A 24,834-nucleotide genomic window follows, 5' to 3' on the forward strand; every position below is an offset into this window, starting at 1 on the left:
GAGGTGCGGGGCCCGTCCTCGTATCCGTAGGGAGTCATGTCTGTCAGTGCCCTGTGCCACTGTTGTGCGGGAGACGACGGACGATACGAGGGATGGACGGGTACATGAGGACGAGCACGGCACGACGCATGGGCACGGCTCTGGCCGCCGCGGCGGCACTGACGTCGATAGCGGCCTGTAGTGGCTCCGACGGCTCGAAGGGCTCTGACGGCGCCGGAGAGGGCAAGGCGGGCGCCGTCTCCAAGGCGAGCCCCGTGTCAGCGCTGAAGCAGGTGCAGCAGAAGACCGGAGGCGCCCAGTCGGCGAAGGTCGAGGGCACCACCGAGATAGGCACCGCCATGTCCATGAAGCAGTCCGGGTCCATCGGCTGGGCCGACGGCCTCTCGGGCGCGCTGACCATCACGTACACCGGCGGCACCATGGGCGACGCCCTGAAGCAGGCCGGCGGCGACGGATCGGTCGAGGCGCGCTACTTCAAGGACGAGTACTTCGCCAACATGGGCGACGCCATGGCGGCCAACACCGGCGGCAAGCACTGGATCCGGTATTCCTACAAGGACCTCGCCGAGCTGGGCGGGGCCTCCGGCGACGTCATGAAGGACCAGATCCGGAACAGCACGCCCGAGCAGGGCGTGAAGGCGCTCCTGGCCTCAGGCGACGTGAAGAAGGTCGGCCAGGAGGACGTCCGCGGGGTCGACGCGACGCACTACTCCGGCACGGTCGACGTGGCCGACCTGACCGCGAAGAACAGCAACCTGGACGCGAAGCAGCTCGCCGCGTTCAAGGAGCAGCTCGCCCTGGCCGGGGTGACCACCCAGACCGTCGACATCTGGGTCGACGAGAACGACCTGCTGGTGAAGAAGACGGAGCGCGGCGAGATGAAGACCGGCACGTTCAACTCGACGCTCTTCTACAGCGACTACGGCACCGAGGTCCCCTCCGAGAAGCCGGCGGCCTCGGACACCGTGGACTTCAAGGAGATGCTGAAGCAGGGTGGCGCTACCCCGGGTGGCACCGCCTGACACCTCCCGCAAGGGACGAACGGGGACGGATTTGCTCGTCCCCCATCCGGTCGCGTAGTCTCACCAAGAAGCCAAAGACCGCTGGTCGTCACTGTGCCTCGTCAGAGGGACGGTGACCGAAGGTTCCGCTAGATCGGACGACCTGCGCAGGTGACTGTGGAACGCTCCCGGACTCTGTTCGGTCGAGCCGCGCCCTGGCACTTGTGCTGGGGCGTTTCGTCTTTCCCGGCCCCTTCTGAGCGGTCCTCATCACCCGGAAGGAGGCCGACGCTCATGGCAAGGCCCGACAAGGCTGCCGCGGTAGCCGAGCTGACGGACCAGTTCCGCAGCTCGAACGCCGCCGTGCTGACCGAGTACCGGGGTCTCACCGTGGCACAGCTCAAGGAGCTGCGCCGTTCGCTCGGTGAGAACGCCCAGTACGCCGTGGTGAAGAACACGCTGACCAAGATTGCGGCCAACGAGGCCGGGATCGACACGCTGGACGACCTGTTCTCGGGTCCGACGGCGGTTGCCTTCGTCACCGGTGACCCGGTGGAGTCGGCGAAGGGTCTTCGTGACTTCGCCAAGGACAACCCCAACCTCATCATCAAGGGCGGTGTCCTTGACGGTAAGGCGCTGTCCGCCGATGAGTTCAAGAAGCTCGCGGACCTCGAGTCCCGCGAGGTTCTGCTCTCCAAGCTGGCCGGTGCTTTCAAGGGCAAGCAGACGCAGGCGGCGCAGGTCTTCCAGGCCCTGCCGTCGAAGTTCGTCCGCACCGCGGAAGCTCTTCGTGCCAAGAAGGAAGAGCAGGGCGGTGCCGGTACTCCGGCTCCCGCCGAGGCCGCCGAGTAATTTCGCTCAGCGGTCCAGCGGGCTCCACGTACGCCCGCCGACATATACATCCGGCACCTGCCGAATAGTGGAAGGACGCCTATCATGGCGAAGCTGTCCCAGGACGACCTGCTCGCGCAGTTCGAAGAGATGACCCTCATCGAGCTCTCCGAGTTCGTGAAGGCCTTCGAGGAGAAGTTCGACGTCACCGCCGCCGCGGCCGTCGCCGTCGCCGGTCCGGCCGGCCCGGGCGCCGTTGCCGAGGCCGCTGAGGAGCAGGACGAGTTCGACGTCATCCTCACCGGTGCCGGCGAGAAGAAGATCCAGGTCATCAAGGTCGTGCGTGAGCTGACCTCGCTCGGTCTCAAGGAGGCCAAGGACCTCGTCGACGGCACCCCGAAGCCGGTCCTCGAGAAGGTCGCCAAGGAGGCCGCCGAGAAGGCTGCCGAGTCCCTCAAGGCCGCCGGCGCTTCCGTCGAGGTCAAGTAACACCTCGGGAGTCCTCCGGACTCCCTGGGCGCTCCGGTGCCCGCGCCAAGGGCGATCACCCATCCGGGTGGTCGCCCTTCGGCGTGCCCGTGGCGGGTGCCTTGCTCTTCCGTCGACGACGAGTAGGGTGATCTTCGCCGTGCGCCTCTCGCGGGCCCCTCAGGGGCGTCCTGTGGGCATCCCGGGGGTGGCCGGTGAAGGCTCCCGGAGGTCCGATCGGACCGGCGGGCCTTGACGAACCGGACGCGGCGCGCAATTCTCAGGACGCGTCATCACTTCGATCCGTATCCGAGGCATGGATCGAGAGTGAAGAGGGCAGTAAAGAAGAGCGCACCCCGCGCGAGGGCTAGGGCTAGACATAGGTGTTGAGAACAGCTGTTGAGAGCAACGTGGGTCTCTGAGAACCCCGACTGGACATCAGTGTGCCGCTTGGCTACACTGACCCTTTGCGCTGCCTGTTAGCTGCCTCCTGCCCGTCACCAGGGGCATGCCCACGCTGAAGCACCGATGGCCGACCCCCTCCGACCTGGTCGTTTTGCGACCGATTCGGAACGGTTTGTCTCTGTGGCCAGGGTGGGACCGGTACGCGCGTAGTGAGTCCGAGCCCTCGGAAGGACCCCCTCTTGGCCGCCTCGCGCAACGCCTCGACCGCGAATACGAACAACGGTGCCAGCACCGCCCCGCTGCGCATCTCCTTTGCAAAGATCAAGGAGCCCCTCGAGGTTCCGAACCTCCTCGCGCTGCAGACCGAGAGCTTTGACTGGCTCCTGGGCAACGCCGCCTGGAAGGCTCGCGTCGAGGCTGCTCTGGACAGTGGACAAGACGTCCCCACCAAGTCCGGCCTGGAGGAGATCTTCGAGGAGATCTCACCGATCGAGGACTTCTCCGGGTCGATGTCGCTTACGTTCCGCGACCACCGCTTCGAGCCCCCGAAGAACTCGATCGACGAGTGCAAGGAGCGCGACTTCACGTTCGCCGCGCCGCTCTTCGTCACGGCCGAGTTCACCAACAACGAGACCGGCGAGATCAAGTCCCAGACGGTCTTCATGGGCGATTTCCCGCTCATGACCAACAAGGGCACCTTCGTCATCAACGGCACCGAGCGTGTCGTCGTGTCGCAGCTGGTCCGCTCGCCGGGTGTCTACTTCGACTCCTCCATCGACAAGACGTCCGACAAGGACATCTTCTCCGCCAAGATCATCCCCTCCCGGGGCGCCTGGCTGGAGATGGAGATCGACAAGCGCGACATGGTCGGTGTCCGCATCGACCGCAAGCGCAAGCAGTCCGTCACCGTCCTCCTGAAGGCGCTCGGCTGGAGCACCGAGCAGATCCTGGAGGAGTTCGGCGAGTACGAGTCGATGCGCGCCACCCTGGAGAAGGACCACACCCAGGGTCAGGACGACGCACTGCTCGACATCTACCGCAAGCTGCGTCCGGGCGAGCCGCCGACGCGCGAGGCCGCTCAGACGCTGCTCGAGAACCTCTACTTCAACCCGAAGCGCTACGACCTCGCGAAGGTCGGCCGCTACAAGGTGAACAAGAAGCTCGGCGCCGATGAGCCGCTGGACGCCGGGGTGCTCACCTCGGACGACGTCATCGCGACCATCAAGTACCTGGTCAAGCTGCACGCCGGTGAGACCGAGACGACCGGTGAGTCCGGCCGGGAGATCGTCGTCGAGACCGACGACATCGACCACTTCGGCAACCGTCGTCTGCGCAACGTCGGCGAGCTCATCCAGAACCAGGTCCGTACGGGCCTGGCGCGGATGGAGCGCGTCGTGCGTGAGCGCATGACCACCCAGGACGTCGAGGCGATCACGCCGCAGACCCTGATCAACATCCGGCCGGTCGTCGCCTCCATCAAGGAGTTCTTCGGCACCAGCCAGCTGTCGCAGTTCATGGACCAGAACAACCCGCTGTCGGGTCTCACCCACAAGCGCCGCCTGTCGGCTCTTGGCCCGGGTGGTCTCTCCCGCGAGCGGGCCGGCTTCGAGGTCCGTGACGTGCACCCGTCCCACTACGGACGCATGTGCCCGATCGAGACCCCCGAAGGCCCGAACATCGGTCTGATCGGTTCGCTCGCCTCGTACGGCCGCGTCAACGCGTTCGGCTTCATCGAGACGCCGTACCGCAAGGTCGTCGACGGTCAGGTCACCGATGACGTCGACTACATCACGGCCGACGAGGAGGACCGCTACGTCATCGCCCAGGCGAACGCGACCCTCTCCGAGGAGCTGCGCTTCACCGAGCCCCGCGTCCTGGTCCGCCGCCGTGGCGGGGAGGTCGACTACGTGCCCGGCACGGAGGTCGACTACATGGACGTCTCGCCGCGCCAGATGGTGTCCGTCGCCACCGCGATGATCCCCTTCCTGGAGCACGACGACGCCAACCGTGCCCTCATGGGCGCGAACATGATGCGTCAGGCGGTGCCGCTCATCAAGTCGGAGGCGCCGCTCGTCGGCACCGGCATGGAGTACCGCTGCGCCACCGACGCCGGTGACGTCCTCAAGGCGGAGAAGGACGGTGTGGTCCAGGAGGTCTCCGCGGACTACATCACCGTCACGAACGACGACGGCACGTACACCACGTACCGCATCGCCAAGTTCATGCGCTCCAACCAGGGCACCTCGGTCAACCAGAAGGTCGTCGTCGCCGAGGGCGACCGGATCGTCGCCGAGCAGGTGCTCGCCGACGGACCGGCCACCGAGAACGGTGAGATGGCCCTCGGCAAGAACCTGCTCGTGGCGTTCATGCCGTGGGAGGGTCACAACTACGAGGACGCGATCATCCTGTCGCAGCGCCTCGTGCAGGACGACGTCCTCTCCTCGATCCACATCGAGGAGCACGAGGTCGACGCCCGTGACACCAAGCTCGGCCCGGAGGAGATCACCCGGGACATCCCGAACGTCTCCGAAGAGGTCCTCGCGGACCTCGACGAGCGCGGCATCATCCGGATCGGTGCCGAGGTCGTCGCCGGTGACATCCTCGTCGGCAAGGTCACGCCCAAGGGCGAGACCGAGCTGACCCCCGAGGAGCGCCTGCTCCGCGCGATCTTCGGTGAGAAGGCGCGCGAGGTGCGCGACACCTCGCTGAAGGTGCCGCACGGTGAGATCGGCAAGGTCATCGGCGTCCGCGTCTTCGACCGCGAAGAGGGCGACGAGCTGCCGCCGGGCGTGAACCAGCTGGTCCGCGTCTACGTCGCGCAGAAGCGCAAGATCACCGATGGTGACAAGCTCGCCGGCCGTCACGGCAACAAGGGCGTCATCTCCAAGATCCTGCCGATCGAGGACATGCCGTTCCTGGAGGACGGCACCCCGGTCGACATCATCCTCAACCCGCTGGGTGTCCCGTCCCGAATGAACCCGGGACAGGTCCTGGAGATCCACCTCGGCTGGCTCGCCAGCCGCGGCTGGGACGTCTCCGGCCTCGGTGACGAGTGGGCCCAGCGCCTGCAGGCCATCGGCGCCGACCAGGTCGCCCCCGGCACCAACGTCGCCACGCCCGTCTTCGACGGTGCGCGCGAGGACGAGATCACCGGCCTCTTCCAGGCCACGATCCCCAACCGCGACGGCGACCGTTTGGTCCAGCCCTCCGGCAAGGCCCAGCTCTACGACGGCCGCTCCGGCGAGCCGTTCCCGGACCCGGTCTCCGTCGGGTTCATGTACATCCTCAAGCTGCACCACCTGGTCGACGACAAGCTGCACGCGCGCTCGACCGGCCCGTACTCCATGATCACCCAGCAGCCGCTGGGTGGTAAGGCACAGTTCGGTGGTCAGCGCTTCGGTGAGATGGAGGTGTGGGCCCTTGAGGCTTACGGCGCCGCATACGCCCTCCAGGAGCTCCTGACGATCAAGTCCGACGACGTGACCGGCCGCGTGAAGGTCTACGAGGCCATCGTCAAGGGCGAGAACATCCCCGAGCCCGGCATTCCCGAGTCCTTCAAGGTGCTCATCAAGGAAATGCAGTCGCTCTGCCTCAACGTGGAGGTGCTGTCCTCGGACGGCATGTCCATCGAGATGCGCGACACGGACGAGGACGTCTTCCGCGCGGCGGAGGAACTCGGTATCGACCTGTCCCGGCGCGAGCCGAGCAGCGTCGAAGAGGTCTGACGGGCCGGCCGGCCGCCTCATCCCGAGGCGGCCGGCCCTCCCCGGACCCGTTCAGACCATTGATTTTGACGAGACCCCGAAAGAGGGATTGACGACAAGTGCTCGACGTCAACTTCTTCGACGAGCTGCGGATCGGCCTTGCCACCGCGGACGACATCCGGACCTGGTCGCACGGCGAAGTGAAGAAGCCGGAGACCATCAACTACCGCACGCTCAAGCCCGAGAAGGACGGACTCTTCTGCGAGAAGATCTTCGGTCCGACCCGGGACTGGGAGTGCTACTGCGGCAAGTACAAGCGTGTCCGCTTCAAGGGCATCATCTGTGAGCGCTGCGGCGTCGAGGTCACTCGCGCCAAGGTGCGTCGTGAGCGGATGGGCCACATCGAGCTTGCCGCTCCCGTCACCCACATCTGGTACTTCAAGGGCGTTCCCTCGCGCCTCGGATACCTGCTGGACCTCGCGCCGAAGGACCTCGAGAAGGTCATCTACTTCGCCGCGTACATGATCACGTTCGTGGACGAGGAGCGTCGTACCCGCGACCTGCCCTCCCTGGAGGCTCACGTCTCCGTCGAGCGCCAGCAGACCGAGAACCGTCGCGACTCCGACCTGGAGGCCCGCGCCAAGAAGCTCGAGACCGACCTGGCCGAGCTGGAGGCCGAGGGCGCCAAGGCGGACGTGCGCCGCAAGGTGCGCGAAGGCGCCGAGCGTGAGATGAAGCAGCTGCGCGACCGTGCGCAGCGCGAGATCGACCGCCTCGACGAGGTGTGGAGCCGCTTCAAGAACCTCAAGGTCCAGGACCTGGAGGGCGACGAGCTGCTCTACCGCGAGCTGCGTGACCGCTTCGGCACGTACTTCGACGGCTGCATGGGCGCCGCGGCGCTCCAGAAGCGCCTGGAGTCCTTCGACCTCGACGAGGAGGCCGAGCGCCTCCGCGAGATCATCCGCACCGGCAAGGGCCAGAAGAAGACCCGTGCGCTCAAGCGCCTCAAGGTCGTCTCGGCGTTCCTGCAGACCAGCAACAAGCCCAAGGGCATGGTGCTCGACTGCGTGCCGGTCATCCCGCCGGACCTGCGTCCGATGGTGCAGCTGGACGGTGGCCGCTTCGCGACCTCCGACCTGAACGACCTGTACCGCCGTGTGATCAACCGCAACAACCGCCTCAAGCGTCTCCTTGACCTCGGCGCCCCCGAGATCATCGTGAACAACGAGAAGCGGATGCTGCAGGAGGCCGTCGACGCGCTGTTCGACAACGGTCGCCGCGGTCGCCCGGTCACCGGTCCCGGCAACCGCCCGCTGAAGTCCCTGAGCGACATGCTCAAGGGCAAGCAGGGTCGTTTCCGTCAGAACCTCCTCGGCAAGCGCGTGGACTACTCCGCGCGTTCCGTGATCGTCGTCGGTCCGCAGCTCAAGCTGCACCAGTGCGGTCTGCCGAAGGCGATGGCGCTGGAGCTCTTCAAGCCGTTCGTGATGAAGCGCCTGGTGGACCTGAACCACGCGCAGAACATCAAGTCGGCCAAGCGCATGGTCGAGCGTGGCCGCACCGTCGTGTACGACGTCCTCGAAGAGGTCATCGCCGAGCACCCGGTGCTGCTGAACCGTGCGCCCACCCTGCACCGCCTGGGCATCCAGGCCTTCGAGCCGCAGCTGGTCGAGGGCAAGGCCATCCAGATCCACCCGCTCGTCTGCACCGCGTTCAACGCGGACTTCGACGGTGACCAGATGGCCGTGCACCTGCCGCTCTCCGCGGAGGCGCAGGCCGAGGCCCGCATCCTGATGCTGTCCTCGAACAACATCCTGAAGCCGGCCGACGGTCGTCCCGTCACCATGCCGACCCAGGACATGGTGCTGGGCCTCTTCTTCCTCACGACGGACGAAGAGGGCCGCAACGTCAAGGGCACGGACCGAGCGTTCGGCTCCACGGCCGAGGCCACCATGGCCTTCGACGCCCGCGAGCTGTCGCTCCAGGCGAAGGTCGACATCCGCTTCCCGGTCGGCACCATGCCGCCGCGTGGCTGGGTGCCGCCGGTCGCCGAGGAGGGTGAGCCGGAGTACCAGCCCGGCGACACCTTCCGGCTGCGGACCAGCCTGGGCCGCGCGCTCTTCAACGAGCTGCTGCCCGAGGACTACCCGTTCGTCGACTACTCGGTGGGCAAGAAGCAGCTCTCCGAGATCGTCAACGACCTGGCCGAGCGCTACCCCAAGGTCATCGTGGCGGCGACGCTCGACAACCTGAAGGCGGCGGGCTTCCACTGGGCGACCCGTTCGGGCGTCACCGTGGCCATCTCCGACGTCGTCGTGCCCGAGGCCAAGAAGGCCATCGTCAAGGGCTACGAGGAGCAGGACGAGAAGGTCCAGAAGCAGTACGAGCGCGGTCTCATCACCAAGGACGAGCGCACGCAGGAGCTCATCGCGATCTGGACCAAGGCGACCAACGAGGTTGCCGAGGCGATGAACGCGAACTTCCCGAAGACGAACCCCATCTTCATGATGGTCGACTCGGGTGCCCGAGGAAACATGATGCAGATGCGTCAGATCGCGGGTATGCGTGGTCTGGTGTCGAACGCCAAGAACGAGACGATTCCCCGTCCCATCAAGGCGTCCTTCCGTGAGGGCCTCACCGTTCTGGAGTACTTCATCTCCACGCACGGTGCCCGTAAGGGTCTGGCGGACACCGCCCTGCGTACCGCCGACTCGGGTTACCTGACCCGTCGTCTGGTGGACGTCTCGCAGGACGTGATCATTCGCGAGGAGGACTGCGGCACCGACCGCGGCCTCAAGCTGAAGATCGCGGTCAAGGGCGCCGACGGCGTGCTCCGCAAGACGGAGGACGTCGAGACCTCGGTCTACGCCCGCATGCTCGCCGAGGACGTCGTGGTGGACGGCAAGGTCATCGCGCCTGCCAACGTCGACCTCGGTGACGTCCTGATCGACGCCCTGGTGGGCGCCGGCGTCGAGGAGGTCAAGACCCGTTCGGTCCTGACCTGCGAGTCCGCGGTCGGCACCTGTGCCTTCTGCTACGGACGCTCGCTCGCCACCGGCAAGCTGGTCGACATCGGTGAGGCGGTCGGCATCATCGCCGCCCAGTCCATCGGTGAGCCCGGCACCCAGCTGACGATGCGTACCTTCCACACCGGTGGTGTGGCCGGTGACGACATCACCCAGGGTCTGCCCCGAGTCGTCGAGCTCTTCGAAGCCCGTACGCCCAAGGGTGTCGCCCCGATCTCCGAGGCCAAGGGCCGCGTGCGGATCGAGGAGACCGAGAAGACCAAGAAGCTCGTCGTCACCCCGGACGACGGCAGCGACGAGACGGCGTTCCCGATCTCGAAGCGTGCCCGTCTGCTCGTGGGCGAGGGCGACCCGGTCGAGGTGGGCCAGAAGCTCACCGTCGGTGCGACCAACCCGCACGACGTGCTGCGCATCCTCGGCCAGCGTGCCGTCCAGGTCCACCTGGTCGGCGAAGTCCAGAAGGTCTACAACTCGCAGGGCGTGTCGATCCACGACAAGCACATCGAGATCATCATCCGGCAGATGCTCCGCCGCGTGACGATCATCGAGTCCGGCGACGCGGAGCTGCTTCCGGGCGAGCTGGTCGAGCGGTCGAAGTTCGAGACCGAGAACCGTCGTGTGGTCACCGAGGGCGGTCACCCCGCCTCCGGCCGTCCGCAGCTGATGGGTATCACCAAGGCCTCGCTCGCCACCGAGTCGTGGCTGTCGGCGGCGTCCTTCCAGGAGACGACCAGGGTCCTCACCGACGCGGCGATCAACGCCAAGTCGGACTCCCTGATCGGCCTCAAGGAGAACGTCATCATCGGTAAGCTCATCCCGGCCGGTACGGGCCTGTCCCGCTACCGCAACATCCGGGTCGAGCCGACCGAGGAGGCCAAGGCCGCGATGTACTCGGCCGTCGGCTACGACGACATCGACTACTCGCCGTTCGGCACCGGCTCCGGCCAGGCCGTCCCGCTGGAGGACTACGACTACGGTCCGTACAACCAGTAAGCGAGTGCTCGTCGCTTGACGACCGGAGGGCGGTCACCCCGTACACCACGGGGTGGCCGCCCTCCGGCGTGCGCGGGGCGGGGCCTTCCCGGGCCCTGAGTGGCCCTGTGGGGCCCGGACACGGCCGGGCGGCGGGCGGCGGGCCTTCCGGGGCGCGGACCTGCGCGTACGGGCGGACGCGGGTGGTCGTCGCCGTCGGCCGGGAGGCGTCGGCGCCCCGGCGTGTCGGCGTGGACAGCATTTGTTTTGACCCAGCTCCGTGAGGTAGGTACGCTCAAGCCTTGTGCCTGGGGTGTGCCTGGGCTCGTGTGCGTGTCCTCAACCGCATCGCGAGTCTGTCCGTAGCCACCGCAATCTGCGCCCTTCTGCCCTTGGGGCGGAAGTCCGCAGTATTCGACACACCCGACCGCGTGGGTCGGGCGATGTTCCAGGTTAGTTTCACGAACGGCACACAGAAACCGGAGAAGTAGTGCCTACGATCCAGCAGCTGGTCCGGAAGGGCCGGCAGGACAAGGTCGAGAAGAACAAGACGCCCGCGCTCGAGGGTTCGCCCCAGCGGCGTGGCGTCTGCACGCGTGTGTTCACGACCACCCCGAAGAAGCCGAACTCGGCGCTCCGTAAGGTCGCGCGTGTGCGTCTGACCTCCGGCATCGAGGTCACGGCCTACATCCCGGGTGAGGGACACAACCTGCAGGAGCACTCCATCGTGCTCGTGCGTGGTGGCCGTGTGAAGGACCTGCCGGGTGTTCGTTACAAGATCATCCGCGGCTCCCTTGACACCCAGGGTGTCAAGAACCGCAAGCAGGCCCGCAGCCGCTACGGCGCCAAGAAGGAGAAGTAAGAATGCCTCGTAAGGGCCCCGCCCCGAAGCGCCCGGTCATCATCGACCCGGTCTACAGCTCTCCTCTTGTCACCTCGCTGATCAACAAGATCCTCCTCGACGGCAAGCGTTCCACCGCCGAGCGGATCGTGTACGGCGCCATGGAAGGCCTCCGCGAGAAGACCGGCAACGACCCGGTCATCACGCTGAAGCGCGCGCTTGAGAACGTCAAGCCGTCGCTCGAGGTCAAGTCCCGCCGTGTCGGTGGCGCCACCTACCAGGTGCCGATCGAGGTCAAGCCCGGTCGCGCCTCCACCCTCGCCCTGCGCTGGCTCGTCGGCTACTCCCGCGCCCGCCGCGAGAAGACCATGACCGAGCGCCTCATGAACGAACTGCTCGACGCCTCCAACGGCCTCGGCGCTTCGGTCAAGAAGCGTGAGGACACCCACAAGATGGCCGAGTCCAACAAGGCCTTCGCGCACTACCGCTGGTAGTCGCTACCCCCATCGAGACCGAGAGAAGATTGAGCCTTATGGCCACCACTTCGCTTGACCTGGCCAAGGTCCGCAACATTGGGATCATGGCCCACATCGACGCGGGGAAGACGACCACCACTGAGCGGATCCTCTTCTACACCGGTGTGAGCTACAAGATCGGTGAAGTCCACGACGGCGCTGCCACGATGGACTGGATGGAGCAGGAGCAGGAGCGCGGCATCACGATCACGTCCGCCGCGACGACCTGCCACTGGCCGCTCAACGATGTTGACCACACCATCAACATCATCGACACCCCGGGTCACGTCGACTTCACCGTCGAGGTGGAGCGTTCGCTCCGCGTCCTCGACGGCGCCGTCACCGTGTTCGACGGTGTGGCCGGCGTCGAGCCGCAGTCCGAGACCGTCTGGCGTCAGGCGGACCGCTACGGCGTGCCGCGTATCTGCTTCGTCAACAAGCTCGACCGCACCGGTGCCGACTTCTTCCGTTGCGTCCAGATGATCATCGACCGCCTCGGCGCGACCCCGATCGTCATGCAGCTCCCCATTGGCGCCGAAGCGGACTTCACCGGCGTCGTCGACCTCGTGTCGATGCAGGCCTTCGTGTACCCCGAAGAGGCCGCCAAGGGCGAGATGTACAACACCGTCGAGATCCCGGAGAACCTCAAGGAGTCGGCCGCCGAGTGGCGCGGCAAGCTCCTGGAGGCCGTGGCCGAGAACGACGACGACATGATGGAGCTGTACCTGGAGGGCACCGAGCCCACCCAGGAGCAGCTGCACGAGGCGATCCGCCGCATCACGCTGGCCTCCAAGGGCAGCGCCGACTCCGTCACCGTCACCCCGGTGTTCTGTGGCACCGCGTTCAAGAACAAGGGCGTCCAGCCCCTGCTCGACGCGGTCGTGCGCTACCTGCCTTCCCCCCTGGACGTCGAGGCCATCGAGGGCCACGACGTGAAGGACCCGGAGAAGGTCATCCAGCGCAAGCCCTCGGACGACGAGCCGTTCTCCGGCCTGGCGTTCAAGATCGCGAGCGACCCGCACCTGGGCAAGCTCACCTTCGTCCGGATCTACTCCGGTCGCCTGGAGGCCGGCACCGCGGTGCTGAACTCCGTCAAGGGCAAGAAGGAGCGCATCGGCAAGATCTACCGCATGCACGCGAACAAGCGTGAGGAGATCGCATCGGTGGGCGCCGGCGACATCATCGCCGTCATGGGTCTCAAGCAGACCACCACCGGTGAGACGCTGTGCGACGACAAGAACCCGGTCATCCTGGAGTCCATGGACTTCCCGGCGCCGGTCATTCAGGTCGCCATCGAGCCGAAGTCCAAGGGTGACCAGGAGAAGCTGGGTGTCGCCATCCAGCGCCTCTCGGAGGAGGACCCCTCCTTCCAGGTGCACTCCGACGAGGAGACCGGCCAGACCATCATCGGTGGTATGGGCGAGCTTCACCTCGAGGTGCTCGTCGACCGCATGAAGCGCGAGTTCCGCGTCGAGGCGAACGTCGGCAAGCCCCAGGTCGCGTACCGCGAGACGATCCGCAAGGCCGTCGAGCGCATCGACTTCACGCACAAGAAGCAGACTGGTGGTACCGGCCAGTTCGCGAAGGTGCAGATCGCCCTCGAGCCCATCGAGGGTGGCGACGCCTCCTACGAGTTCGTCAACAAGGTCACCGGTGGCCGTATCCCCCGTGAGTACATTCCCTCGGTGGACGCGGGTGCTCAGGAAGCCATGCAGTTCGGCATCCTGGCCGGTTACGAGATGGTCGGCGTCCGCGTCACCCTTCTCGACGGTGGTTACCACGAGGTCGACTCCTCGGAGCTCGCCTTCAAGATCGCCGGTTCGCAGGCGTTCAAGGAGGGTGCCCGCAAGGCCTCTCCCGTGCTCCTCGAGCCGATGATGGCCGTCGAGGTCACCACGCCCGAGGACTACATGGGCGATGTCATCGGCGACCTCAACTCCCGCCGTGGCCAGATCCAGGCCATGGAGGAGCGCAGCGGCGCTCGCGTCGTGAAGGGCCTCGTGCCCCTCTCGGAGATGTTCGGCTACGTCGGAGACCTCCGCAGCAAGACCTCGGGTCGCGCAAGCTACTCGATGCAGTTCGACTCCTACGCCGAGGTTCCGCGGAACGTCGCCGAGGAGATCATCGCGAAGGCCAAGGGCGAGTAACTCTCCCGAGCTCACGCTTTAGGCTTGTCACCGGAGCCGGGCGGGCATTCCGCACAGCGCGTCAGCACTGTGCGGAATGCCCCCGGCGCCGGCACCCCAGCAAAGATCACCTGGCGCCGATGAAGCAAGGCGTACAGAACCACTCAGGAGGACCCCAGTGGCGAAGGCAAAGTTCGAGCGGACTAAGCCGCACGTCAACATCGGCACCATCGGTCACATCGACCACGGTAAGACGACCCTCACGGCCGCCATTACCAAGGTGCTGCACGACGCGTACCCGGACCTGAACGAGGCCTCGGCCTTTGACCAGATCGACAAGGCTCCCGAAGAGCGCCAGCGCGGTATCACCATCTCCATCGCGCACGTCGAGTACCAGACGGAGTCGCGTCACTACGCGCACGTCGACTGCCCCGGTCACGCGGACTACATCAAGAACATGATCACGGGTGCGGCGCAGATGGACGGCGCCATCCTCGTGGTCGCGGCCACCGACGGCCCGATGCCGCAGACGAAGGAGCACGTCCTCCTGGCCCGCCAGGTCGGCGTCCCCTACATCGTCGTCGCGCTGAACAAGGCCGACATGGTGGACGACGAGGAGATCCTGGAGCTCGTCGAGCTCGAGGTCCGTGAGCTCCTCTCCGAGTACGAGTTCCCGGGCGACGACCTCCCGGTCGTCAAGGTCTCGGCGCTCAAGGCGCTCGAGGGCGACAAGGAGTGGGGCCAGACCGTCCTCGACCTGATGAAGGCCGTCGACGAGTCCATCCCGCAGCCCGAGCGTGACGTCGAGAAGCCGTTCCTCATGCCGATCGAGGACGTCTTCACGATCACCGGTCGCGGTACGGTCGTCACCGGCCGCATCGAGCGTGGTGTCCTGAAGGTCAACGAGACCGTCGACATCGTCGGTATCAAGACCGAGAAGACCACCACCACGGTCACCGGCATCGAGATGTTCCGCAAGCTGCTCGACGAGGGCCAGGCCGGTGAGAACGTCGGTCTGCTCCTCCGTGGCATCAAGCGCGAGGACGTCGAGCGCGGCCAGGTCATCATCAAGCCCGGCTCGGTCACGCCGCACACCGAGTTCCAGGCGCAGTCCTACATCCTGTCGAAGGACGAGGGTGGCCGTCACACCCCGTTCTTCAACAACTACCGCCCGCAGTTCTACTTCCGTACCACGGACGTGACGGGCGTTGTGACCCTTCCCGAGGGCACCGAGATGGTCATGCCGGGTGACAACACCCTCATGGACGTCGCGCTGATCCAGCCGGTCGCCATGGAAGAGGGCCTGAAGTTCGCCATCCGTGAGGGTGGCCGGACCGTGGGCGCCGGCCAGGTCACCAAGATCATCAAGTAGTTTCTGCTTGGTCCTTGGACCTGGTGGCTCGCTGAGTCGCAAGAAGGGCCCCGCACCTCGAAAGAGGTGCGGGGCCCTTCGCCGTGTGCCGCCATGCGCGGAGCCGCCGAGGTCACGGGCCCGGCCCCCTCGTGGTCCCCGGGTGGGGCACGGGCGCCGCGGTCGTAGGGTTCGGCACGGATGCCGTCAGCGTGAAGACCCCGTCCTCGGACGCGGTGGTGAACGAGCCGCCCAGCGCGAGGACCCGGCCGGTCAGCCCCGCCAGCCCTGTGCCGTGCCGCCCGGGAGCGACGGCGCTGGCCTCTTCCCCGGCGACCCCGTCGTTGCGGACGGTGAGCCGGATCTCCCCGCCGTCCGCGCGCAGGACGATCTCGCACGAGGTGGCCCGGCTGTGCTGGAGCACATGGCCCACCGCTTCGCACAGCACGAAACGCAGACAGCCCACGGCCGCCGGATCGGGCCCGGCCCACGGCGGCAGCACGGTCCGCACCTCCACGCCGGAGGCGGCCAGGACCCGCTGGGCGTGGGCGAGCTCGTCGGAGAGGGAGGGGTTTCCGCCGTCCGGCCGGCTGATCGACCGCACGTCGTCGTGGAGCCGCCGGGCCAGGGTGATGATCTCGGTCAGCGCACCGCGTTCGCGTCCGGGCGACGGAGAGTCCGGCGTACCGCCGCGCAGCGCCAGGACCGGCGGGACCGTCCTGCACCTCACCTCCATCCACGGGGGAGTGCCCTGCAACTGCCCCTGGACGCCGGACAGGCGCCGGTTGCCCTGGAGAGCGACGAGTACGGCAACCCGCGCACCGGACAGGCGCCGGCCCGCTACGGCTGGCCGGGGGCGGCAAACAGCGCTCCAGCGAGACGCCGAGCGGGCTCACGCTCACGGGTGTGCGCCTGTACGACCCCGGGACCGGCCGGTTCCTCCAGACCGACCCCGTGACCGGTGGCAGGGCGAACCGGTACGAGTACGCGTACGGGGACCCGGTCGACAAGTACGACCTCGACGGGCGATGGGTGCCCCTGGTCATCGCCGCCGTCCGGGTCGGATGGGCCTGCTACCGGCACTGCGGGAAGGTCTACCGCGCCGCGAAGACCGGATACCGGGCCTACAAGGCGTACAAGAGAAAGTATGTGAAGGCCCCTCCAGCGCCGTGCTCGCGGGGCATCCTGGAACAACAACAGGTTTTTCGGCGAGCGCAGCAGGCTCTTCGGGGACGTTCACCGCGGACGCCAGGGCATCTGGCTTCGTTCACGTTCAGCAACAGCGTTTGTTCACTGGTTTCGGCAGCAGTTGGTGATCAGCAGGCTCGTAGATGTTCACGAGAAATGACGGCGCTGACGCTCCGCGGCGTCGAAATTGCTGTGCGAAGCTCCAGGCCAGGTCTCACACTGCGGGCATGGATGAAGTCAGCGTTCCCGCGGCCGTCGTGTCTCCGGAGCAGTCGAGTGAGTTACTGGGCTATCCGCCTGATGCTCGGCTGCTGATCGTCAACTGCGATGACTTCGGGATGTATCCAGCGATCAACGCCGCTGTGATCGAGTCGGTCGAAGAGGGCATCGCCAGTTCGTGCAGCCTGATGGTCCCGTGCCCTGGAGCGCCGCAGGCCATGAAACTGCTCAGCCGACGGCCGCAGATCCCGTTCGGGATCCACCTCACTCTGGTACGCGAGATGCCCGACATCCCGTGGGGGCCGCTGATCGCCAAAGAACGAGTTCCCTCACTGCTGGACCCTGCAGGCGAACTGTTCGCGCCGACACCTGTCGGCCGGGCGACCTTGCTCGGCCAGGCTCGGCTCGATGAGATCGAACTTGAGTTCCGCGCTCAGATCGATGCCGTCGGCGACGCTGAGCTCACGCCGACCCATCTGGACTTCCATTGCCTGGCTGATGGCGGCCGCGATGACATCCTCGGCCTGACCGTTGCGCTGGCAGCGGAGTATGGCCTCGCGGTACGGGTCTGGCTCGAACCCGGGCGCCGTGCAATGCGGAGAAGCGGGCTCCCGGTCATCGACAACGACTTCCTGGACAGCTTCTCCCTCGACGTTGAAGGCAAGGAGGACCGATACGCTCAGATGCTGCGTGACCTGCCTGCCGGGCTCAATGAATGGGCGGTGCATCCCAGTCTGGGCGACAAGGAGTCACAGGCCGTCGATGGCGGCTGGCTCGTGCGGCGGACGGACTACGAATTCCTGACGTCGCCGCAGGCCCGTGAGGTTCTCCAGCGGGAGGACATCGTCGTGATCGACTACCGAACGATCCAGGGAGTCTGGTCCGGGAGCGTGAGCCCTGGATGACTGATCGGGCCCGTCGCCCCTACGGACGACGGGCCGCTGAGCCGACTGTGGAATCAGTCAGCCTGCGACAGCCGGCTGTTCGGCCCGTGCCCGAGTGGTGGCCAGGCGGTAGGAGTCGGTGCCGGTCTCGATGATCGTGCCGTTGAAGGTGAGGCGGTCGACGATGGCCGCGCAGAGGCGGGGGTCCGTGAAGGTCTTGGTCCAGCCGCCGAAGGACTCGTTGGAGGCGATGGCGACGCTGTTCTTCTCCTCGCGTTCGGTCAGGACCTGGAAGAGGAGTTCAGCGCCGCGGCGGTCCAGTTCCATGTAGCCAAGCTCGTCGATACAGAGAAGATCGACGCGCCCGTAGCGGGCGATGGTCTTGTTCAACTGCTTCTCGTCGGCCGCCTCGACCAGCTCGTTCACCAGTTTCGTGGCGAGCGTGTAGCGGACGCGGTAGCCCTTCATGGCGGCCTCGGTGCCCAGGGCGATGAGCATGTGGGACTTGCCGGTTCCGGAGTCGCCGATCAGGCAGAGGGGCTGACTCTTCTTGATCCACTCGCAGCTGGCGAGGGTGTGGACGGTGGCGGCGTCGATGTTCGGGTTGGCGTCGAAGTCGAAGGCCCGCAGGGACTTCTCCCGTGGGAAGCCCGCGGCCTTGATCCGTCGTTCCGAACGGCGCCTGGCCCGGTCGTCGCACTCGGTCATCAGCAGCTCGGCGTCGTCGCACTCGGTCATCAGCAGCTCGGCGTCGTCGCACTCGGTCATCAGCAGCTCGGCGAGGAAGCCGCGGTAGGTCATCTGGTCCTTGATCGCCCGGTCGGCGATCTCGTTGAACTCGTTGCGGATCGACGGAAGCCGCAGCAGGCGGCAGGCGGTGTCGATCGCCGCGTCGGCGGCCTGCTCGGTCAAGCCTCGCTGGCGGGGCAGGGGCACTGGGCTTCTCCCTCATGGTGGTCGCTGCCGCTGGTGCGACGGCGTCGTAGCAGTTGGTCGTAGGGGGTCACCGACGGCAGCGGCCGGGTGTCCGGGGGAAGGTGTGCCAGGCGCCACTCGTGCAGCGACGTGACGGTCGCCGGTGTCTCGCCGGGCATCTGCGGAGCGGATGATGTGCCGATGACTGGCTCGTCCTCCGCCTGAGCGGCCTTTCGGGCCTCCAGCGCGACAGCATCGGCGGTCAGAGCGCCGGCCCGCAGAGCGGTGGCCAGGCCCGCGACGACGTGCTCGTGGGCGAGGTGGCGGTTCAGCAGCAGGACCTCGATCAGCGCCCGGGTGCCGTCCCGCTCGCCGTGGACCTTGCGGGCCTGGGCCCACCAGGCGTCGTGGACCGGGGTGAACTTGCCTGCGGACCGGGCCTGTTCCAGGGCCGTTGCGCCGGGAAAAGCACCGGGCTTGCGAATGAGAGCTTCGAGATAGTGGTCCAGATCCAGGCGCAACCCACCCTTCGCGATCAGCCTCTCGTGCCGGGCCACCTCGACGTTCCTGTCGTAAACCACCAGGTGAGAGGCGTGTAGGACGACGCGTACCCGCTTGCCGATGAAACGGGTCGGGACCGAGTAGCGGTTGGTTCGGACGTTGATCTGGCTGTAGCGGTCGACCCGTGGCGTGAACAGCCGGCCCGTCTCGAACGGCTCCTGGGGCAGCGGCATCAGCAGCGGCTGCTCGACGGCGAAGTACTCGTCGACGGTCCGCGGCCGCGCGCCGATCCGGCGGTGCCCGTCGTGCAGGTCCCACTGGTCGACCATCTCGTTCAGCTCGGCGAGGGAGTCGACTTCCGGGACGGGTGTGAAGTGGTTGCGGCGGAAGTAGCCGATCATCCCTTCGACTCCGCCCTTCTCGTGGGCGCCTTCGATTCCGGGGCGGCAGTAGAAGCTCTCGATGTTGAAGTGCGAGCGGAAAGCGATCCACCGGTCGGTCTCCACCCGTGCCCGGCTCAGCCCCAGCACCTGGGCGACGGCCGACTTCAGGTTGTCGTAGCGGATCTTGGTCCGGGGAACACCGCCCAGCGTGCGAAGCGCATGCACGTGCCCTTCGAAGAAGGCTTCCTGACCGCACGAGGCGAAGACCCGGTGGACGGCCTTGCCCGAGTAGGACAGGCGAAGCGAGAACAAGTAGCAGGTCACCAGCTCGCCGGCCAGACGCACCGTCACGTCGCCGAAGTCGACCTCCGCCTCGTGACCGGGCAGATGGGACTGAGGCACGAACGCTTCCACCGGGGCCTTGCCCGAGGCCGCGAGGATCTCCGGCTTCCGGTCAGAAACGTAGCGCCGGACCATCTGGTACGAGACGTCGGCGCTGTGCTCCTCGATGAGCCGGTGGAAGATCCGGGTGATCGTGTGCCGCTGCTTGCGCGGCGCGTCCAGGTCTGTCCGCAGCATCTCGTCGATGACCGGCTTGTACGGATCAAGCGCGGTCGGCCGCGGCCGAAGCTTCTTGCGCGGCTCCGGCCAGACCGAGTCCACGGCCTTCTTCACCGTCCGCCACGACACGTTGTACTTGCGCTCAAGCTCGCGCATCTTCATGCCAGCACGGTGATCACGCCGGATCGCCGCGTACAGCTCGACCTTGGACATCTGCGGCATGACCAGGACCTTTCACCAGGAGCACCCCGATGCTGCCCTGGCAAGTACCCCAGTGCTGTCAAAACTCGTGAACATCACCCGACCGTGGATCTGGGTGCCTCCCAAACCCGTGAACAACTGACGGCACTACTGGTGAACAAAGCCAGGCATCTTCAACCGGAAGAACTGCGGAGTCGGCTGGAGCGCCGTCGGGTTCACGAAGATACTCGGCGTCAAGAAGGCCCGCACGGTCTTCCGCGTGAAGTCCGGCAAGAAACGGCATGGGGACTGGAGAGTGGGGAGGTTCTTGTAGTGACGCTCCACCATGGGCGGAAGCCCCTTCCGGTGGCCCTGGCCGAGGAGGCCCTGGCCTCCTGCGGCGCGCGGGCCGCCGACTTCGAGGAGCGTGAGGTCGAGCACGGCAGCTGGTTCGCGGACTGGGACGGGAAGCTCGCCGGGTCCGATGTGTACATCGGCCTCATGGGAGGGGCGCCGAAAGCGGAAGCGGTGCGGATCCTCCTGGACGACTGGACCTTCGAGCAGGTGGCGGCCGGCGATGTCGGTTCGCTCCTCACACGGGTCTTCTCCGGTCAGGCGACGCTCAGCAGGCAGAAGTTCCTCTTCTTCGCCTCCTCCCATCTGCTGGAGGTCACGGTGGGCCCGTCCACCTACTCCGCGGGGCGGGACACCAGGCCGGACGATGAACTGGCCTCCTGGGAGAGGGCCTTGACCGCCGCCTGCCCTGCGGTGTGCTGCGGTTCCCGACCGGACCCGCAGCACACCGTCCGACGCCCGTGCTCGTCGACCGAACCGTGACCTGCGGTCCGCAGGCCGCCGACCGCCGCCCCGGCGGCACGGCTCGTGCGCCGGGGTGCGCCGACGGCCGAAGCCGCCCGCAGGGCCCGGGTGGCCTGCGACAAGCAGGTCGTTGATCAAGGTGCTGGTGGTCGACGACCATGACGTGGTGCGGTCAGGGCTGACGGCGCTCCTGACGGCCGAACTGGGCATCGACGTGGTCGGCCAGGCCGCGGACGGTCCTGCCGCGTTCGCCGCGGCGGAGAGGCTGGGCCCGGACGTCGTGCTGCTCGACATCGATCTGCCCGGGGCGGACGGGATCACGGTCGCCGCCGGCCTCGTGGAACGGTTGCCCGCCTGCCGGGTCCTGATGCTCACGGCGCTCGACCGCCCGGGTCATCTGCGCCGGGCCCTGGCCGCCGGGGCCGCCGGATATCTGCTCAAGAGCACCACCCCGGCGCGGACCGCCGACGCCATCCGGCGGGTCGCCGGGGGTGGCCGGGTCATCGACTCCCGGATGCGGGGTGAGGGACGGGCAGGCCCCGGCCCGCTCACCGACAGGGAGGCCGAGGCCCTCCGGCTGGCCGCCGGCGGCGCGCACTCCCGGGAGATCGCCGCCGACCTGTTCCTCAGCGTGGGAACCGTCCGCAACAGGCTCTCGTCGGCGGTCGGGAAGCTTCACGCCCGCACCCTCGTCGACGCCGTGCGGATAGCGAAGGAGCAGGGATGGGTGTAGGGCCCCAATACCTCGGGGCGATGAGGTAGGGGCCCTACGGTTCACGGGGCGACGGTCCGTCAGGTGCCCGCCGCCCCGGGTGGGTGGGGTCGGTCAGACGCCCGCGATCGACTGGATCCAGGACCGGTACGCGGTGACGTTCGTGTACGCGGTGGTGGTCTGCCGGTCGCTGGTGGAGGCGACGCCGACCTGGACGCCGTTGGCCGTCATCGGGCCGCCGGAGTCGCCGCCGGCGGTGATGCCGTTGCCTCGGCGGGCGCAGATCGCCGAGCCGCCGTACGCGTCACCGCAGCCGCCGGTGACCGTCACGTTGGCGACCTTCAGGTAGCGGGACTGGCAGTTGGCCTCGGAGCCGCACTGCGAGGTGGCTCCCCAGCCCCAGACCTGCACGCCCTGCCCGACCCGCACCGAGCCGGGCTGGCCCAGCCGGGAGTAGGTGGCCTGCACCGAGCGGTCCAGCCGGACCAGGGCCAGGTCCGAGCTGTGGGTGTAGGTCTGGGCGCCGTTCGCGACCACACCGCCGCTGTGCTGGTCGAGGCTGCCGATGCGGAACGACAGGCCGCCGCCGGTGACGCAGTGCTTGGCGGTGAGGATCCAGGTCGGCGCGATGATCGTCGCCGAACAGGTCTCTCTGCCGTTCGAGAAGAGGCGGGCGGCCCAGGGCGCGTTCTGGGCGTAGCCGCCGCCGATGATCTGGGTGGTCGGGGGCGGGGCGTCCTGGAGCGGGGCCTCGGGAGCTGCCGAGGCGGACGGTGCGAAGAGGGCGAGGACACAGGCCGCTGCGGCGGCGGCAGCGGGCACGAGCCTGGATATACGCATGATTCCTCGTTTCGCGCGACACGCTGGGGTGTGCGTGTCCGTGGGGGATGGTGGGCAACAGGGTGCCGGAGCGCGACGAGGTCGGGGTACTAACGTTTGGGCATAACACGGCGTTATGGGGCGGGAGTTGGGCCGAGAGTCGCCGTTGCTACGGACGCCACACCCAGGGCGCCGCGTCCGGCCCGAACCCCACGACGGCGGGTTCTCCGCCCGCCGCGCCGAGGTGGAGGGCGATGCCGTCCAGTGCGACCGGCCCCCGGGGCCGTACGGCGGTGCCCCCGGCGGTTCGCAGCTGGATCCGGCCCGCCGCGGAACGGCCGAGCAGGACCGGGCCGCTCGGCGAGGCGGCGGCGGTCACCGGACCGTACCCGCCGAAGCGGGGCGCGGGTGCGGGGTCGGCCCGCACGGCGACGAGCCGCTCCCGCGCGGCCGGCCGGTAGTACAGCTCCACGGAACCGTCGGGCGCGGGGAGCGCGCCGGGCGCGTGCGCGGGGGCGGGGGAGTCGGTGAGCTGGGTACGGGCGGTGACGTCGGACCCCGGGGCGTCCTGGGTCCAGTGGTGCACGGCATGGTGCCCGGCCGCGTACACGTGGACGCGCCCGGCCGCGTCCACGACCGCCGTCAGCCCGTCCTGCACCTCGCCGCCGCCCATGTCGCGCCACCCGCTCCAGCGTCCGGTGTCCGCGTCCCGGACCCGGGTGCTGAGCCCCTTCTCCGCGTTCCGTACGAAGAGGTGGACGCGGCCGTCCGGGGCGGCGACGGCGACGGGCACGCCGACGCGGCGTCCGTGGTCGCTGCCGGTGGCCGGGTTGCCGAGCCCCCGCCAGGCGCGGAAGGGGCCACCCGGCGAGCGCTGCTCCAGCAGCGCGATCTCGCGGTCGTTGTCCGAGCCGTGCCCGGCGAGCGCCGCGAACCGCAGCCCGAACAACAGGTGCCGTCCGTCCGCCGTCGCCGCCGAACCCAGCACCGGGGCGAGCGGACCGCCGCCGAGGTCGTCCGGCACGTCCAGGATGCCGCTGCCGGGCGCGCTCTCGCGCCACCGGACGGCGCGCAGCCCCAGCACCCCGTAGACGGTGAGCCGCCCGTCCGCCCCGGAGACGACCCTGGCCCGCGGACCCGGGTAGCGGTGGTGGGTGGAGCGCACCCAGCCCTTGCGGCTGGCCAGTGGCCGGTCGCCGCCGATGTTGTAGTCGCCGCAGCCGGAGGGGTTGCCGCACTCCCAGTCGGGCGCGCCGCCGTACGGGACGAGGTGGGCGGCCTTGCGCTCCAGCACCTCCGGCGGCAGGTTCTTGGGCCAGTGCCGGTTGTAGTAGCCCCGGAAGGAGGCGACGGCGAATCCGGGCACCGGCTTCCCGGCCGCCGTGGTCCGTGCCACCCAGCGGATCAGCGCCGCCCAGGCGAAGCAGCCGGCCGCGGTGTGGTCGGCGTGGTCGGAGTACCCGTGCTGCTCACTGTCCCGGCGGCGCTCGTACTCGCTGCTGAACTGGAGGTCGGGGTCCGGGTCGAGGGTGTGCACGATGGTCGGCCGGTACTGCTCCAGGAGCCCCACGAGGACATCGACGAGACCGTCGTACGTATACGAACCCGCCTTCTCCAGCGGGGAGTCGTCGGCGACGACGGTACGCAGCACGAGCCGCCGGTCCTGCCAGAGGCTGGGCAGTCCGAGGCGGCCGCGCCCGGTGTGCATCGCCGTGTTGAGGAAGACCAGCTCGACCCGGCGGGCCCCGTCGGCCAGGACGTCCCGCTCGGCGCGATGGCCCCCCTCCAGCGTGAGCACCGACCTCTGCCAGGGAGTGAAGCGGTCGAGCCCGAGCAGCTCGGCGTACGCCTGACGCAGGCCCTGGTGGCGGGCGGAGGCGTAGGCGGCGCGGTCGGGTTCCGGACGCGGAGCGCCCGGCACCTTGTTGAGACCGTCGGCCTCGCCCGCGGTGAGGTAGACGCAGACCACGGGGGTCCCGGCGTCGAGGGCCTCACGGGTGTCCGGGTTCATGAAGTACAGGTCGTCGTCCGGGTGGGCCAGCAGCTGCATGGCCAGCGCCCGCCGACCGCTCGCTATGGCCAGCCCCGGGGCCGGGTCCGGTACCGGGCCGTGCCGCCGCGGAGCCGGTACGGCGCATCCGGCGGCGGCGGCGGTCGCGGTGGCCGCGAGGAGGAGGGCGCGCCGGGGCATCCGTATCCGGGACAGCACAGTTCGGTCCACCACGCCACGCACCCCGTCCGTCCCGCTTCCCCCGCAGCGGGCGAACGGCCGCCCTGTCCTGCGTACTCCCTGGTTCTACGCGCGGGGCCACCGGCCGGCCGGGCCGTGCCCGCGGGGGAGTAGACGGGGATCGGGGCGGCAGGGTTGCCCGGTCAGGGAACGGGAATTTGCACGCCGCACGTCTGGCTCAGC

The 24,834-nt window shown here is 67.9% G+C and carries 16 protein-coding genes and 2 pseudogenes; 13 read left to right on the plus strand and 5 right to left on the minus strand.

Annotated elements, in window-relative coordinates:
* Window positions 1-104: 104 nt before the first annotated feature.
* From ACH4RG_RS05430 to tuf, 9 genes are all read left to right on the plus strand, one after another.
* Complete coding sequence (locus ACH4RG_RS05430) at window positions 105-1,022, plus strand: hypothetical protein (protein WP_397919862.1); 918 nt, start codon at window positions 105-107, stop codon at window positions 1,020-1,022.
* Between the two features lie 273 nt (window positions 1,023-1,295).
* On the plus strand, window positions 1,296-1,853 hold the full coding sequence (rplJ, locus tag ACH4RG_RS05435; RefSeq protein WP_103534810.1) for a 50S ribosomal protein L10: 558 nt from the start codon (window positions 1,296-1,298) through the stop codon (window positions 1,851-1,853).
* Window positions 1,854-1,937: 84 nt separating this feature from the next.
* Window positions 1,938-2,321: a 50S ribosomal protein L7/L12 gene (rplL, locus tag ACH4RG_RS05440; protein WP_010058811.1), complete on the plus strand. Its 384-nt coding sequence runs from the start codon at window positions 1,938-1,940 to the stop codon at window positions 2,319-2,321.
* Between the two features lie 623 nt (window positions 2,322-2,944).
* Window positions 2,945-6,430 (plus strand): DNA-directed RNA polymerase subunit beta, encoded by a 3,486-nt coding sequence (gene rpoB / locus ACH4RG_RS05445; protein ID WP_397919864.1) that lies wholly within the window; start codon window positions 2,945-2,947, stop codon window positions 6,428-6,430.
* 98 nt (window positions 6,431-6,528) lie between these two features.
* Complete coding sequence (locus ACH4RG_RS05450; protein ID WP_371625334.1) at window positions 6,529-10,428, plus strand: DNA-directed RNA polymerase subunit beta'; 3,900 nt, start codon at window positions 6,529-6,531, stop codon at window positions 10,426-10,428.
* 469 nt (window positions 10,429-10,897) lie between these two features.
* The gene (gene rpsL / locus ACH4RG_RS05455) at window positions 10,898-11,269 is read left to right on the plus strand and encodes a 30S ribosomal protein S12 (RefSeq protein ID WP_003948652.1); all 372 of its coding nucleotides are present in this window, start codon (window positions 10,898-10,900) and stop codon (window positions 11,267-11,269) included.
* Window positions 11,270-11,271: 2 nt separating this feature from the next.
* Window positions 11,272-11,742 carry a 30S ribosomal protein S7 gene (gene rpsG / locus ACH4RG_RS05460; protein WP_003966970.1) on the plus strand — a complete coding sequence of 157 codons (471 nt, stop codon included), beginning with the start codon at window positions 11,272-11,274 and terminating at the stop codon, window positions 11,740-11,742.
* A 38-nt stretch (window positions 11,743-11,780) separates the two neighbouring features.
* Window positions 11,781-13,910: an elongation factor G gene (gene fusA, locus ACH4RG_RS05465; protein WP_397919866.1), complete on the plus strand. Its 2,130-nt coding sequence runs from the start codon at window positions 11,781-11,783 to the stop codon at window positions 13,908-13,910.
* Window positions 13,911-14,067: 157 nt separating this feature from the next.
* Window positions 14,068-15,261, plus strand: coding sequence for an elongation factor Tu (tuf, locus tag ACH4RG_RS05470; RefSeq protein WP_018960199.1), 1,194 nt, complete (start codon window positions 14,068-14,070; stop codon window positions 15,259-15,261).
* A gap of 112 nt (window positions 15,262-15,373) precedes the next feature.
* Here the strand turns inward: tuf and ACH4RG_RS05475 are convergent, their stop codons facing one another.
* Window positions 15,374-15,970, minus strand: coding sequence for a sensor histidine kinase (locus tag ACH4RG_RS05475; protein ID WP_398161746.1), 597 nt, complete (start codon window positions 15,968-15,970; stop codon window positions 15,374-15,376).
* Here ACH4RG_RS05475 and ACH4RG_RS05480 point away from each other — a divergent pair.
* Window positions 15,936-16,269: pseudogene (locus ACH4RG_RS05480) on the plus strand (RHS repeat-associated core domain-containing protein); the annotation flags it as partial. The gene ACH4RG_RS05475 and the pseudogene ACH4RG_RS05480 overlap by 35 nt on opposite strands.
* A 386-nt stretch (window positions 16,270-16,655) precedes the next feature.
* A complete protein-coding gene (locus tag ACH4RG_RS05485; protein WP_397919868.1) occupies window positions 16,656-17,552 on the plus strand; it encodes a polysaccharide deacetylase family protein in 897 nt (298 codons plus the stop codon).
* A 57-nt stretch (window positions 17,553-17,609) separates the two neighbouring features.
* Here the strand turns inward: ACH4RG_RS05485 and istB are convergent, their stop codons facing one another.
* Window positions 17,610-18,467 carry an IS21-like element helper ATPase IstB gene (gene istB, locus ACH4RG_RS05490; protein WP_398539147.1) on the minus strand — a complete coding sequence of 286 codons (858 nt, stop codon included), beginning with the start codon at window positions 18,465-18,467 and terminating at the stop codon, window positions 17,610-17,612.
* Window positions 18,440-20,113: pseudogene (gene istA, locus ACH4RG_RS05495) on the minus strand (IS21 family transposase). The gene istB and the pseudogene istA overlap by 28 nt, the downstream one beginning before the upstream one ends.
* A gap of 291 nt (window positions 20,114-20,404) precedes the next feature.
* On the opposite strand from istA, the gene ACH4RG_RS05500 reads away from it, so the two are divergent.
* Entirely contained in the window at window positions 20,405-20,908 is a 504-nt protein-coding gene (locus ACH4RG_RS05500; protein WP_397927762.1) for a hypothetical protein, read from the plus strand.
* 112 nt (window positions 20,909-21,020) lie between these two features.
* On the plus strand, window positions 21,021-21,623 hold the full coding sequence (locus ACH4RG_RS05505; protein WP_397927763.1) for a response regulator: 603 nt from the start codon (window positions 21,021-21,023) through the stop codon (window positions 21,621-21,623).
* Window positions 21,624-21,716: 93 nt separating this feature from the next.
* Here the strand turns inward: ACH4RG_RS05505 and ACH4RG_RS05510 are convergent, their stop codons facing one another.
* Together ACH4RG_RS05510 and ACH4RG_RS05515 are read right to left on the minus strand one after the other, a co-directional pair.
* On the minus strand, window positions 21,717-22,442 hold the full coding sequence (locus ACH4RG_RS05510; RefSeq protein WP_026290931.1) for a trypsin-like serine protease: 726 nt from the start codon (window positions 22,440-22,442) through the stop codon (window positions 21,717-21,719).
* 148 nt (window positions 22,443-22,590) lie between these two features.
* On the minus strand, window positions 22,591-24,612 hold the full coding sequence (locus ACH4RG_RS05515) for a PIG-L family deacetylase (protein ID WP_398539393.1): 2,022 nt from the start codon (window positions 24,610-24,612) through the stop codon (window positions 22,591-22,593).
* Window positions 24,613-24,834: the final 222 nt, after the last annotated feature.

This window comes from Streptomyces sp. NPDC021019 (genome assembly GCF_044333295.1).
Lineage (GTDB): Bacteria > Actinomycetota > Actinomycetes > Streptomycetales > Streptomycetaceae > Streptomyces.

Coding starts and splice junctions, on each gene's coding strand:
- ACH4RG_RS05430 (WP_397919862.1), top strand. CDS start 105: ATGAGGACGAGCACGGCACGACGCATGGGCACGGCTCTGGCCGCCGCG.
- rplJ (WP_103534810.1), top strand. CDS start 1,296: ATGGCAAGGCCCGACAAGGCTGCCGCGGTAGCCGAGCTGACGGACCAG.
- rplL (WP_010058811.1), top strand. CDS start 1,938: ATGGCGAAGCTGTCCCAGGACGACCTGCTCGCGCAGTTCGAAGAGATG.
- rpsG (WP_003966970.1), top strand. CDS start 11,272: ATGCCTCGTAAGGGCCCCGCCCCGAAGCGCCCGGTCATCATCGACCCG.
- fusA (WP_397919866.1), top strand. CDS start 11,781: ATGGCCACCACTTCGCTTGACCTGGCCAAGGTCCGCAACATTGGGATC.
- ACH4RG_RS05485 (WP_397919868.1), top strand. CDS start 16,656: ATGGATGAAGTCAGCGTTCCCGCGGCCGTCGTGTCTCCGGAGCAGTCG.
- ACH4RG_RS05510 (WP_026290931.1), bottom strand. CDS start 22,442: ATGCGTATATCCAGGCTCGTGCCCGCTGCCGCCGCCGCAGCGGCCTGT.
- ACH4RG_RS05515 (WP_398539393.1), bottom strand. CDS start 24,612: ATGCCCCGGCGCGCCCTCCTCCTCGCGGCCACCGCGACCGCCGCCGCC.